Source organism: Mycobacterium sp. ENV421 (genome assembly GCF_002887815.1).
Lineage (GTDB): Bacteria > Actinomycetota > Actinomycetes > Mycobacteriales > Mycobacteriaceae > Mycobacterium.
In genome coordinates this window covers 62,405-74,740 of the sequence record NZ_PDHO01000007.1, presented here as the reverse complement: position 1 = coordinate 74,740, position 12,336 = coordinate 62,405, and the positions used below count along the sequence as shown (strand labels likewise).

Here is a 12,336-nt window from a genome sequence, read left to right as displayed (position 1 = left end):
TCGACCGGCGCGAAGCCGAACTGGTTCGACACGGCCTGAGCCAGGCCGGAAACCGGGTCGCCGCCGACGAGCTGAAGGCCGGGGACTGCCGACGCAGCGACCGACTGAATCTGCTCGGGGCTGACGTTGGCCAGCCCCGCGTTCGCCAGCGCCGCATTCGGGTCAGCCACGAATGTCTGTGCCGCCGACTCGTTGTTGAACAGGTCAAGGATGAATTGAAGCAGGGAGTCCATTGGACGTTCCTTCCTAGTCTTCTTGGAAAGCTCGATCGCCGGCCCCGCCCGGTGATTACTAGCCACGGTATGGAGATGACGCGCACCCCGAAATGGGGCGCGGTCCCCTACCCGATACGGGGTGTACCGGGATATCCCAGCAACCCCCATTAGGGGGTTAGGGGATCACTAGGGTGTCCACCGCGACGTCGCAGAACACTGTCAGTCGGATCGGTATAAATACTGTTCAAGCCACCAATCATCAGCAAGTGCCGAATGTGAACTGAGGCACAACCGTTACCGATTTATTGACAGTCAGGTAATTATCAGCAAATGGCAAACGGGTAAATCGCCACGTGAGAGGCGGTGTCGGCGGATACAGATACTCCCCACACCCGGGGCGTCCCGGGTGCTCACAGAAGCGATCCGTTATGCCGCGCGATGCGGGTGGCTGGGGTGTTCGTCCAGCCAACGACGCTCAACGCGCACTACCCGGTGATGCTCGGCCATGATCAGCAGCGCTCCGACAATCAGCAGCCCCGCCGCGATCGAACCGAGCACCAGCAGCAGCTCATGATGGTTGTAGGCCAACGCTGCGATGACACCTACCAGTCCCACCACGCCGAGCGCGACGAGTAGTAATCCGGGGAGCCACAGCGTGTCGATGAACGATTCGCCGGCATGCGGTTGTGTTGTGCGGGAGTGATCCACCGGATCGCGATATGCACCCTTCATCGCGTCTCCCTTCTCGAGACGCCTCCCAGAATACGCTGGATGTGACTCACGACACACCTGAGCTAGCCCTGATAAATACCTGATATTTACCTAAGTGACAGATACCCTCGTCACTAGTCGATCTCTCGGGGGGAATCGCATGTGTGGGCTGGTTTACGTGGTTGGACCTGGCTCCCGTTTTGCCGCGGTCGCCGTCGCAGTGATCGTCGCCATCGGATTGCTGGCCGCGCCGAACACGGTCGCCCGGCCACATAACCCACCACGCCAGGCATTCTCGGTAGACCTGCAAGCCGCCTTCGTTGACCTGACCCCCTCCGCCGCGCCAACTGCCGCGAAGACTCTCTCGCCTGAAGCGACGTCCAATGGCATCAAGGCGATCGCACTAGCGACCCTGTGGTACCTGGCCTTCCCGGTCACCGTGCCGGTCAGCTTCTTGCTCGCGGGATGGCTGGGTGTGTACGCATTGGGAAGCGACGCCCGGAACCCGAAAGTCGCCGATCCATGGCTGGTGAAAGCGGCGCTCGACATATTCGTCTACGCCCCGTTGAACTTCATCTCCTACGCCGTCACAAGCCCTGTCGCACAGCGAAATACCGCAGCAACCGTCGCCACAAGCAGGCACTCAACCGAGTTCCGCGCACAAGGCCAGCGACGCCACGTCGCCCACGGGGTCGCGAGCTCGCCGAGAACAGCCATCCCAAACGGCATACCCGACCCGGCGCTGACGCCTCATGGGTCCAAGTCGAGCAGATCCGCGGTAGCCAGCAAGATGCACCCCCAAGCCGCCCGATCAGGCCGGCCCATGATGAAGGAACGATGACATGACTGAATCGATTACCAACAGCGCCAATATCTTTCGGCTCGCCGCAGCTGGCATAGCGACGGTCGTCGCGGTCAGCCTGGTGTCCGCGCCGCTCGCACAGGACGTTGCAGCCCCGCGTCACCCGCACGCCATACAGCTGTCGACGATCGCGGTTGATCTGACCGCTGCGGCACACACCACCGCAAACAGCGCAACATCCGACCGCAGTGCGGCGGCGATTCCGCAACTGAACTTTGCGCCACCGACTCCGCAGCAGGTGGTGGCGACTATCGGCGTGGTCGCTGTCGCATCGGCTTGGTATGCAACGTTCCCGATTACGTTGCCGCTGAGCGTCGGCATCGGGGTGTTGTTGAACGTGTTGGTCAAGGGCGTCAGCATGCAGCCGATCACACTCGACCCCGTTTTCATTCTCGAATCGAGCCTCGCGAGCTTCCTACTCGCGCCCTACTTTCTGGCATCTCCACTGATTGCGTTGACCGCGACGCCGAAACCGACGTCCGCTTCGGTGCAGTCGAATTCCACTCCCGCGTCCCGAACTGTGCTCCCTAACCTTCCCGCCAGGAGTGGCTTGGCAGGATCAGGACGCACGAGAGCGAGTTCATCTACCGCTCAGAAGGCATCGTCGCATCGCACGGCAAAGCGCACATCGAAGGCCACCGGCAAGAAGCAGGCAGGAACCGCAGGATCCGCCCGCGCGACGAGCAAGAGAACTCACCGATGAGAATCACTGCTATCGCCGCAGCCGCAATCATCTCCGCCGGCGTGGTGGCGGCTCCCCACACGACCGACATCACGGCCCCCTACCTTCCGCCCGCAATTCAGACGCACGCCCTCGCCGTCGATCTCACCGCCGTGGCGTTCACTACGAACACCGAAGTCACACCACCTCGAAGGAGCACCGCGGCGTCCGCCCACGCCAACGTCACAGGGCAACAACTGCAGGGCGCGGTGACCTTGATTGCCGCTACCGCTGCGCTCGCTGCCTTGACTCCGGTGTGGTACGCGGCCTTTCCCATGACGATTCCGGCGAGCATCGGCGTCGCAGTGCTCTTCGACGCAGCGGTGCACATCCTCGGCGGAAGCCTCAATCAACCGGAAGCTCTGACAGTGCTTGGGCTGGGCGTCGCCGGATGGGCGGTCGGCCCGATCTACCTGGTGAGCCAGGCCGCGGCGGTAACCGGCAAGTACCTCAGTTCGCTCGCCTCGCCAAGCGCGACACCGACGACAGCAGCATCATCCAGAATCCTGCGATCGACGAGCCAAAGCCACCCAGCCAAGCGAGGTTTCGCTGGCTCACAACGAAACGCCGGCATGACTGCTGCCGCCAAACCGGCACCGTCGTCGCACCGAATCGCTACAGCACCGCGCACCAGCGAACAGAAAACCAGAGCGACAGCCGGCTCGGCCCGGAGCGGCAAGAAGCCCTGAAGCCCTACGGCTTCGGCGTCAGCGCACTGCCTTTCAACCATTCGCCCCACGGCAGCGACCAGTCACCGTTCTGCCAGATCTCCAGCTTCGGACCGCCGGTGTTCTTGACCTCCACCACGTCACCGGGCTGCGAGAAATTGAAGAACCACGAGGCGTTCGAACCGTTGAGATTCAGGCAGCCGTGCGACACGTTGGTATTGCCCTGCGCCCACGTCGTGTCGTTCAGCTGATGTAGATAGATGCCGTCGGTGCTGATCCGGGTGGCGTACGGGATCTTCACCTTGTAACCCATCGACGAGGCCACCGGCAGACCGTAGGTCGACGAGTCCATCGTCACCGATTCGGCTTTGTCGATCACGGTGTACACCCCGGGTGGCGTCCAGAACGAAAACGTCCGTCCCGCAATGGTTTGGTAGCCGCCCTGCCCCATCGACGTGGGCATCGACCGGACGAGTTTGCCGTTATCGAACACACTGACCGTCTTGGTGGTGTCGTCGGCGATGGAGACGTGCGCGTCGCCGATGGTGAAGGTGGCCTTCTCGTTTTCCTCGCCGTACATCCCGTCGCCAACGCGCACCCCGAAGATGTTGGCGGCCACTGACACGGTAGTGCCCGGCGCGTAGTACTTGGCCGGGCGCCAGTGGGCGGTCCTGTCGTCGACCCAATACCAGGATCCCCGCACCGGCGGGTTCGTGGTCACCACCAGGTTGCGTTCCGCGGCCGCCTTGTCGGAGATGTCTTCATCGAAGCGGGCAGCGATGATCGTGCCGATGCCGTAGCGGATGTCGTCGTGGATCGGCAGCCCACCCGGCGTCTCGAGGTACACGTGGGTGAGGTAGTCGGGTGATGCGGTGGAGAACTTGGTCGTTCGCGCCAGCGGCAGACCGCTGGCACCTCGGCTGGCGACCTGCATCGTGTAGGTACGCCCGTACTTGAGCGGCTGGGCCGGCTGCCATGACGTCCCGTCCGGCGACAGTGCGCCCGCCAGCGTGTTGCCGTAGTCATCGACCAGCGAGACGTTGGTCAAGCTGCCGCCAATCACCTGGGCGGAGACTCGGCTCAGCGGGCTCAGCTCGGTTGAGCCGTTCGCCGGCGAGATGCCGAGCATCGGTGGCTTCGGCGGCGCGGGCGGCAACTGCACCTGGGCGGTTGCGGTGGCGGTCTTGCACACGCCCTGGCACCCCGGCAGCCCGGCGACGTCACTCACCAGCACCGCGAGAAGCAACGCCCCCACCACCAGGCCGGCCGTGCGAGCGGGACGGGAAAAGACCACCGAAAATCACTCCAGAACAGGTCGACGATGAGTTGCCGGCGTCACCTTTGACGCCTGAGATCATAGACGTCCGCAGGCCCGGATCGTCATCCGAAGAACGCCGACTCGGCGACCACCTGCAGCAAACATCCATTCATTAGCGAAATTTAATTCTCCCGATACCAACTCAGTGCAGTGCGCTGCCTTTGACCCACTCGCTCCATGGCACTGTCCAGTCGCCGTTCTGCGTCAGCTGCAGGGGCGGCCCACCGGTGTTCTTCACTTCCACCACGTCTCCGGGCACGGAGAAGTCGTAGAACCAGGCGGCGTTCTCCCCGCTGAGGTTCAGGCAGCCGTGCGAGGTGTCGGTGTTGCCCTGCGCCCATACGGTCGCGTTCAGCTGATGCAGGTAGATGCCGTCCGGGCTGATGCGAGTGGCGTACGGGATGGTTTCGCGATAGCCCAGCCGCGAGTTGATGGGCAGCCCATAGGTGGACGAGTCCATGATCACCGGGTTGGCCTTGTCCATCACGGTGTAGACACCGGGCGGCGTCCAGAACGACAGGGTCTGCCCGGCGATCGTCTCGGTGCCGCCGCGACCCATGGAGGTCGGCATGGTGCGCACCAGCTTGCCGTTGTCGAACACGCTGACCTGCTTGGTGGTGTCGTCGGCGACGGAGACGTGGGCATCGCCGATGGTGAAGGTCGCGGTGGAATCCTGTTCGCCGTAGAGCCCGTCGCCGAGCGGCACCCCGTAAATGTTGGCCCGCACCGTTACCGAAGTGCCTGGGGCGTAATACTTTTCGGGGCGCCAATGCGCGGTCTGGTCGTCCATCCAATACCAGGATCCGCGCACCGGCGGATTGGTGGTGACCGACAGGTGCTGCTCAGCGGCAGCCCGGTTGCTGATGGGCTCGCCGAAGTGCGCGACGACGACGGTGCCGATCCCCAGCCGGGCACCGTCGATCGGCTGCCAGCCCGCCGCGGTGAACGACACCTGGGTCTGATCGCTGGGCACCAGCGTCTGGAACGTCGACGACATCGTGGACGGCACACCTCCGGGGCCACGGGCCTCGACGGTGAGGGTGTACGAACGTCCGTAGCCCAGTGGCACGGTCGGCTTCCAGGTCTTGAAGTCCGGAGTGACGACACCAGGGATCGACTTGTCGGCGTCATTGACCATCGTGACGTGGGTCAGCATGCCGGTGTTGGCGACGACGGTGATCCCGCCCAGCGGGTCGACGTCGGTGGCGCCGTCGGCCGGGGTGAGGGTGACGGCGGCCGGGTCCTTCGACGGCGCAGGCTGTGGAGTGAGGGCGGCGGCCTCAGTGCGGCAGTGCTCGGGGCAGTGCGGCGCGGAGGTGACGACGACGCCACCCAGCACGGCAAGCACCGCCAGAACCACGCCGAGGCAGGCTCCACGGGCACGACGACTCACGGTCAACTTGTTTGCTCCATGCGAAATTTCACGAGGTTGGCCACTGTTGGCGGGATACCCAAATCAGCCGGGCCCCGCAAGCATAGACGCACTGGGAGCGCTTGACGTTCGGGCAAAGGCGCGTGCCGCGTCACAACATGGACAAGACTCGAGCACATGACCGAACCCGGCGCTGCACGTGTTGCGGTGTACCTCGACTTCGACAACATCGTCATCTCCCGCTACGACCAGGTCAACGGCCGCAACTCTTTTCAGCGCGACAAGGCCAAGGGTTTGGAGACCGCCAAGCTGGCTCGGGCCCGTGTCGATGTGGGGGCGATCCTGGACTTCGCGTCGTCGTTCGGGACGGTGGTTTTGACGCGCGCGTATGCCGACTGGTCCGCCGACGTCAACGCCGAATACCAACAGCAGCTGGTGGGCCGGGCGGTGGACTTGGTGCAGCTGTTCCCCGCCGCGGCCTACGGAAAGAACGCCGCCGATATCCGGCTGGCCGTCGACGCCGTCGAAGACATGTTCCGGCTGCCCGACCTCACGCACGTGGTGATCGTCGCCGGCGATTCCGACTACATCCCGCTCGCGCAGCGCTGCAAGCGGCTGGGCCGCTATGTGGTCGGCATCGGCGTGGCCGGTTCGTCGAGTCGGGCGCTCGCGGCGGCCTGCGACGATTTCGTCATCTACGACTCGCTGCCCGGTGTCCCGGAAGTCGAGCCGACGGCGACCGAGGAGCCACCGAAGCGAACCCGGCGCACGAAGTCGGCCGACAACGACAAGGAGTCGCCCGATCCGCAGACCGCGGCGACCGCGCTGTTGCAGCGGGCGTTGCAGATCGGTCTGGGCAAAGACGACGCCGACTGGCTGCACAACTCTGCGGTCAAGGCTCAGATGAAGCGGATGGACCCGTCGTTCTCGGAGAAGTCGTTGGGATTCAAGTCGTTCAGTGACTTTCTGCGGTCCCGCACCGACGTCGTGGAGCTCGACGAAAGCTCCACCACCCGCATGGTCAAACTGCGTTAGCGGCGGGGACGACGCGCCAGCAGCCAGGCCTGGCCGTCGCCCTCCCCCGCAGCCAACGGCTGCAATCCGGCGAATGCCTCTCGAAGCTCACCGGCGCGGGCGCGGAACGGCCCCGGCTCGGCGCCGACCTCGCTGAGCACACTGATCGCCAGCAGACCGTCCGCCGCCAGTCGGTCGCTGATCGGCGAATACAGGGCCGGATCGCGAAACCGATGGCACAGGATCATCGCGGCCGGCGGCCCCGGGGTAAGTCCGTCGTCGAGATCGGCGACCGAGAACGTGCAGCGGTCGCCGACTCCGTGGCCGCTAGCCAGGCCCCGCGCTTGCTCGATCGCCACGGCCGAGACGTCCACAGCCTGAACCGTCAGCCCGCGCTCAGCCAGCCACACGGACGCCTGCCCGAATCCGCAGGCCAGCTCCAGCGCGTTGCCCGCGGTTGGGACCTCGTCGGCGTACGGCGCGAACACCTCGGGCAGACGCGGCGGCCCGGCTGTCCGGCCCGCATATTTGCCGTCCCAGCGGACACCGTCGGCCTCTGCCACGCCGACCACGGTAGTCGGCAAAACGCCCTCGCAGAGCGATGATTGAGATCAGGCTGAATGGGTACACCGCGTCGGATCCCTACCCACGCACTGAGGACGGAACGCCTGTGACTGACACACCCCGTACAACGTCTCCCTCATCGCAGTGGCTGTCGAAGTCCGCGTCCCAGACCCGCGGGTCGGACAAGAAGGAAGTGCAGTTCCACTACGACATTTCTAACGACTTCTTCAAGCTGTGGCAGGACCCCACCCAGACGTACAGCTGTGCCTACTTCGAGCGCGACGACATGTCCCTCGAAGAAGCCCAGATGGCCAAGGTCGACCTTTCTCTGGGCAAGCTCGGGCTGGAACCGGGCATGACGCTGCTGGACATCGGTTGCGGCTGGGGCTCGACGATTCAGCGCGCCGTGGAGAAGTACGACGTGAACGTCATCGGCCTCACGCTGTCGGAGAACCAGAAGAAGCACATCGAGCAGAACCGGTTCCCGAACATCGACACCGGCCGCAGCATGGAGGTCCGGCTGCAGCCGTGGGAGGAGTTCGACGGCAAGGTCGACCGGATCGTCTCGATCGGCGCCTTCGAGCACTTCGGCTTCAACAAGTACGACGACTACTTCAAGAAGACCTTCAGCTGGATGCCCGACGACGGCGTGATGTTGCTACACACGATCATCATTCCGGAGGACGAGGAGATCAAAGCCAAGAAGCTCCCGCTGACGATGTCGCGGGTGCGCTTCATCAAATTCATCATGGATGAGATCTATCCCGGCGGCCGGTTGCCGCTCGCCTCGATGGTCCGTCAGCACGCAGTCACGGCCGGCTACAACGTGACCCGCGAGCAGCACCTGCAGGCGCACTACGCCCGCACCCTGGACACCTGGGCCGCGAACTTGGAGGCCAAGAAGGACGAGGCGGTCGCGATCACCTCAGAAGAGATCTACGAGCGCTTCGACAAGTACCTGACCGGGTGCGCGGATCTGTTCCGCAACGGATACACCGACATATGCCAGTTCACGTGTGAAAAGGCAATCGGTTAGCCTTTTTTCATAGTTGGCGTCGTGACGGCGTATACATCTCAAGAAGAGGGGGTCGGCCGACGATGACGGAAAGTGGTTCAGGTTCAACGCAGCTGCGCCCGGCCTACGAGGATGTCCAGGCGCACTACGATCTCTCGAACGACTTCTTTGCGCTCTTCCAGGATCCGACGCGCACATACAGCTGCGCGTACTTCGAGCGTGAGGACACGTCACTCGAAGATGCACAGCTCGCGAAAATCGATCTGGCGCTGGACAAGTTGGGCCTGCAGCCCGGAATGACCTTGCTGGACGTCGGCTGCGGCTGGGGTTCGGTGATGAAGCGCGCAGCGCAAAGATTCGACGTGAACACCCTCGGTTTGACGTTGAGCAGAAATCAACGCGCATTGGGCCAAGAGGTGCTGGATGCTGTCGAGACCAAGCGGTCTCGGCAAATTCAGCTGCGCGGCTGGGAAGAGTTCGACGAGCCGGTCGATCGGATCGTCAGTATCGAAGCGTTCGAAGCGTTTCCGAAGGATCGCTACGCCGCGTTCTTCGACACCTGCCACCGCGTGATGCCCGACGACGGTCGAATGGTGTTGCAGACGATCATGGGCCACCCGCTGAAACGCTGGCCGGAGCTCGGCATCCCGATCGTGATGTCGGATCTGAAGTTCATGCGGTTCATCTCCAAGGAAATCTTTCCGGGCGGGGCGGTGCCCTGCGACGAGGACGTCGTCGAATTCTCGGAGAAGGCCGGCTTCGCGGTCGAAGAGCTTCAGTACCTGACGCCGCACTACGTGCGCACCCTCGACATCTGGTCGGAGCGGCTGGAAGCCGCCCGTGATCGGGCCATTGAGGTGACGTCGGTCGAGGTGTACGACCGCTACATGCGCTACCTCGTCGGCTGCTCGGACTTCTTCCGCCGGGGTGTGTCCGAGGTCGGGCAGTTCACCTTGGTCAAACGCTGATCAGGCGGCGCCGAACGCCAGGACCACGTTGTAGCCGCCCATGCCCATCGTGGTGCTGACGGCATAGCGGTAGTCGCCCCGGCGCGGCCGGTCGACCACCACGTCGAGGTCGATCTCGGGATCGAGGTCCTTCAGGTTGCGGGTGGCCGGCACGACACCGTCGCGCAGCGCTTGCACAGTGAGCACCGCCTCGATCGCACCCGCTGAGCCCAGCGAGTGGCCGAGCGCCGCCTTGGGCGCGTAGACCGCGGGCATGTGGCCGCCGAAGGCGTGCCGAATCGCGCGGGCCTCGGCAAGGTCGCCGAACGTCGTTCCGGTGGCGTGGGCGTTGACATGGTCGATGTCAGATGGCTGAAGCCCGGCCAGGTCGATCGCATGGGCGATGGCGGAAGCCGCCGTCTCGCCGGTCGGGTCCGGCTGGAGGAGGTCGTAGGCATCGGAGTTCGTCGAGGCACCCAGGAGCCGAGCCAGGATCGGTGCACCGCGGGCCTTGGCGTGCTCCTCGGTTTCGATCAGCAACATGGCGGCACCTTCCCCGAGCACCATCCCATCGCGGTGCCGGTCGAAGGGGCGGCACGCGCCGGCCGGGTCGTCGTTGTTGGTGGACAGCAGGCCCAGCTCATGGAAGGCCGCCACCGGCACCGCCTCGACCTGGGTTTCGACGGCGCCGCAGATCGCGATGTCGGCCTCCCCCAACACGATGTGCCGCCAGGCCTGCGCGATCGCGCCAGCACCGGATGCATCGCCCATCAACGGCGCAATCACACCGGCCCTGGCCTTGCGTTCCAGCCCCACCGCGGCGGCAGGCGCGTTGGGCATGTGCATCTGGACCGCCAGCGGTGACATCGCCCGCAGACCGCGGGCGTGCCAGTCGACGGCGCCCTCCGCGATTTCTTCGGTGTTCGCCAGGGCCGTACCGATCGAGACCAGCAGCCGACTGGTGTCAACATCGGGTGAGCCGGCGGCCGCCCAGAGCCTGCGGCCGACCACCGTCGACATCTTGCCCAGATAGGACAGCCGACGAAGCTCGACCCGGTTGAGGTGTTCGTCGAAGTCTTCGCGCAGCGTCCCGCCGATTCGCACCGGCGACTCGTATTCGTGGATGAACCACTTGTCGAGTTGGCGAATTCCGCTGCCGCCCTCGAGCAATTGCTGCCAGGTTTCTTCGGCGTCCGGCGCCAGAGCAGTGGTCGACGCCACTGCCGTGACCACCACATCGGCGAGTCCGTCGCCGGTCCGCAACACTGTCATAACCGCTGACCCCTTCGGTCGCGTCCAGGTGACGCGAGGGATACCCGCTACTCCGGGAATATATACCGGCGTCAAGCTGATATGCTTGCAACAACGTTGGCAGCTCGAAACGGCCGCCAGCACGTCGTGGAACACCTTCACTTCACCGGCTCAACCGCTCTGCGGAAGCCGAGTTCAGCTGATCAGTGCCACCAAGCACACAGTCTCGCGGCGATCGATTTTGCCCTCCGGCAATCTCGCCATGTATCGATGCCCGAAAGGCTTCATGAATCCCGAATTGACGTTCGCCGATCTCGGCGTGCGCCCCTCATTGGTGCGCGCACTGTCCGACGGCGGCATCACCCATCCCTTCCCGATCCAGGTCTCGACCCTGCCGGACACTCTGGCCGGCCGCGACGTGCTCGGTCGGGGCAAGACCGGCAGCGGTAAGACGCTGGCGTTCTCCATTCCGCTGGTCAGCCGGCTGGCTGACACCACCCGACGGTCGTCGCGACCCTCGGGCCTGGTCCTGGCGCCGACCCGTGAGCTGGCCACCCAGATCACCGCGACGCTGCAACCGCTGGCTGAGGCCTCCGGTCTGCGGGTCACCACCATCTTCGGCGGCGTTCCGCAGAACAAGCAGGTCAAGGCACTGCAGGCCGGCGTCGACATCGTGGTCGCCTGCCCGGGTCGTCTGGAAGACCTGATGCGCCAGCGCCTGATCACGCTCGACGCGGTCGAGATCACCGTGATCGACGAGGCCGACCACATGGCCGACCTGGGCTTCCTGCCCGGCGTCACCCGAATCCTCGCTGCCACCCCGGCCGGCGGACAGCGCCTGCTGTTCTCGGCGACCCTGGACAACGGCGTCGACAAGCTGGTGGCCCGGTTCCTGCGCGACCAGGTGTCGCACGCGGTCGATTCGGACACGTCGCCGGTCGACGCGATGACCCACCACGTGTTCCACGTGGCCGGCGTCGACGCCAAGAAGGACTTGGTGCACGCCCTGGCCTCGGGCACCGGACGCCGAATCCTGTTCTTGCGCACCAAGCATCACGCTCGCAAGTTGGCCAAGCAGCTCACCCAGGCCGGTATTCCGTCAGTTGATCTGCACGGCAACCTTTCTCAGCCAGCCCGCGATCGCAACCTGGCGGCGTTTGCCGCCGGGACGGCCCGGGTTCTGGTCGCGACCGACATCGCTGCGCGCGGTGTCCACGTCGACGACGTCGAGCTGGTTGTCCATATCGACCCGCCCGCCGAACACAAGGCATACCTGCATCGCTCAGGTCGTACCGCGCGAGCGGGACGCACCGGCGACGTGGTCACCGTGGTGCTGCCCGAGCAGCGCCGCGACACCCAGGCGCTGCTGCGCAAAGCTGGTATCAAGGCCACCCCGCAACAGGTTTCGGCAGATTCCGAGCCCGTGCAGGCGTTGGTCGGCGAGGTCGCCGCTTACCAGGCTCCGCCGCCCGCGCCGGCTCCTGCTGCGCCTCGCCGCACTTCCACACCGGGCCGCGGCCGTGGTGGCCAGTCTCGCGGCGGCCAGTCGGGCCAGCCTCGCGGCGGCCAGTCTCGCGGCGGCCAGTCCGGCAGCAACCAAGCTCACGGTGGGGGCCAGCCCGGCCGCCGTCGTGCCCGTCGGCCGCGCTCAGCGGTTGGCACCAACTAGATTTCGTTC

The 12,336-nt window shown here is 64.9% G+C and carries 12 protein-coding genes and 1 pseudogene; 7 read left to right on the top strand and 6 right to left on the bottom strand.

The genetic code is table 11. The features are described from left to right. Positions 1-17: 17 nt before the first annotated feature. A pseudogene (locus CRM90_RS31440) lies at positions 18-233 on the bottom strand (IniB N-terminal domain-containing protein); the annotation flags it as partial. Positions 234-641: 408 nt separating this feature from the next. Further along, positions 642-947, bottom strand: coding sequence for a protein UsfY (usfY, locus tag CRM90_RS11170; RefSeq protein WP_102807047.1), 306 nt, complete (start codon positions 945-947; stop codon positions 642-644). Positions 948-1,104: 157 nt separating this feature from the next. Here usfY and CRM90_RS11165 point away from each other — a divergent pair, with 157 nt between their 5' ends. From CRM90_RS11165 to CRM90_RS11155, 3 genes are read left to right on the top strand one after another with little or no spacing between them, the layout of a single operon-like run. Then, positions 1,105-1,767: a hypothetical protein gene (locus CRM90_RS11165; protein ID WP_142391358.1), complete on the top strand. Its 663-nt coding sequence runs from the start codon at positions 1,105-1,107 to the stop codon at positions 1,765-1,767. A 1-nt stretch (position 1,768) separates the two neighbouring features. Then, on the top strand, positions 1,769-2,491 hold the full coding sequence (locus CRM90_RS30220; protein ID WP_142391357.1) for a hypothetical protein: 723 nt from the start codon (positions 1,769-1,771) through the stop codon (positions 2,489-2,491). A gap of 41 nt (positions 2,492-2,532) precedes the next feature. After that, positions 2,533-3,198 carry a hypothetical protein gene (locus CRM90_RS11155; RefSeq protein WP_142391356.1) on the top strand — a complete coding sequence of 222 codons (666 nt, stop codon included), beginning with the start codon at positions 2,533-2,535 and terminating at the stop codon, positions 3,196-3,198. A gap of 4 nt (positions 3,199-3,202) precedes the next feature. Here the strand turns inward: CRM90_RS11155 and CRM90_RS11150 are convergent, their stop codons facing one another. Further along, positions 3,203-4,471 carry a L,D-transpeptidase gene (locus CRM90_RS11150; protein ID WP_102807043.1) on the bottom strand — a complete coding sequence of 423 codons (1,269 nt, stop codon included), beginning with the start codon at positions 4,469-4,471 and terminating at the stop codon, positions 3,203-3,205. 166 nt (positions 4,472-4,637) lie between these two features. Then, positions 4,638-5,888: a L,D-transpeptidase gene (locus CRM90_RS11145; RefSeq protein ID WP_502693260.1), complete on the bottom strand. Its 1,251-nt coding sequence runs from the start codon at positions 5,886-5,888 to the stop codon at positions 4,638-4,640. 156 nt (positions 5,889-6,044) lie between these two features. Here CRM90_RS11145 and CRM90_RS11140 point away from each other — a divergent pair, with 156 nt between their 5' ends. Then, entirely contained in the window at positions 6,045-6,902 is an 858-nt protein-coding gene (locus CRM90_RS11140; protein WP_102807041.1) for an NYN domain-containing protein, read from the top strand. Here the strand turns inward: CRM90_RS11140 and CRM90_RS11135 are convergent. Continuing rightward, complete coding sequence (locus tag CRM90_RS11135) at positions 6,899-7,444, bottom strand: class I SAM-dependent methyltransferase (protein WP_102807187.1); 546 nt, start codon at positions 7,442-7,444, stop codon at positions 6,899-6,901. The genes CRM90_RS11140 and CRM90_RS11135 overlap by 4 nt on opposite strands. Positions 7,445-7,551: 107 nt before the next feature. On the opposite strand from CRM90_RS11135, the gene CRM90_RS11130 reads away from it, so the two are divergent. Both CRM90_RS11130 and CRM90_RS11125 read left to right on the top strand, forming a co-directional pair. Further along, positions 7,552-8,481, top strand: coding sequence for a cyclopropane mycolic acid synthase family methyltransferase (locus CRM90_RS11130; protein WP_102807186.1), 930 nt, complete (start codon positions 7,552-7,554; stop codon positions 8,479-8,481). A gap of 62 nt (positions 8,482-8,543) precedes the next feature. Then, the gene (locus tag CRM90_RS11125) at positions 8,544-9,428 is read left to right on the top strand and encodes a cyclopropane mycolic acid synthase family methyltransferase (RefSeq protein ID WP_158249006.1); all 885 of its coding nucleotides are present in this window, start codon (positions 8,544-8,546) and stop codon (positions 9,426-9,428) included. Here CRM90_RS11125 and CRM90_RS11120 read toward each other — a convergent pair whose 3' ends face one another. Continuing rightward, positions 9,429-10,679 carry a KasA/KasB family beta-ketoacyl-ACP synthase gene (locus tag CRM90_RS11120; RefSeq protein ID WP_102807040.1) on the bottom strand — a complete coding sequence of 417 codons (1,251 nt, stop codon included), beginning with the start codon at positions 10,677-10,679 and terminating at the stop codon, positions 9,429-9,431. Between the two features lie 265 nt (positions 10,680-10,944). Between CRM90_RS11120 and CRM90_RS11115 the strand changes: the two genes are divergently transcribed. Next, positions 10,945-12,327 (top strand): DEAD/DEAH box helicase, encoded by a 1,383-nt coding sequence (locus CRM90_RS11115; protein ID WP_102807039.1) that lies wholly within the window; start codon positions 10,945-10,947, stop codon positions 12,325-12,327. The last annotated feature ends 9 nt before the right edge of the window (positions 12,328-12,336 follow it).

What these genes read in the sequence shown, in the direction of transcription:
- usfY (WP_102807047.1), bottom strand. Translation starts at nt 947, where the DNA reads ATGAAGGGTGCATATCGCGATCCGGTGGATCACTCCCGCACAACACAA.
- CRM90_RS30220 (WP_142391357.1), top strand. Translation starts at nt 1,769, where the DNA reads ATGACTGAATCGATTACCAACAGCGCCAATATCTTTCGGCTCGCCGCA.
- CRM90_RS11140 (WP_102807041.1), top strand. Translation starts at nt 6,045, where the DNA reads ATGACCGAACCCGGCGCTGCACGTGTTGCGGTGTACCTCGACTTCGAC.
- CRM90_RS11125 (WP_158249006.1), top strand. Translation starts at nt 8,544, where the DNA reads ATGACGGAAAGTGGTTCAGGTTCAACGCAGCTGCGCCCGGCCTACGAG.
- CRM90_RS11120 (WP_102807040.1), bottom strand. Translation starts at nt 10,679, where the DNA reads ATGACAGTGTTGCGGACCGGCGACGGACTCGCCGATGTGGTGGTCACG.
- CRM90_RS11115 (WP_102807039.1), top strand. Translation starts at nt 10,945, where the DNA reads ATGAATCCCGAATTGACGTTCGCCGATCTCGGCGTGCGCCCCTCATTG.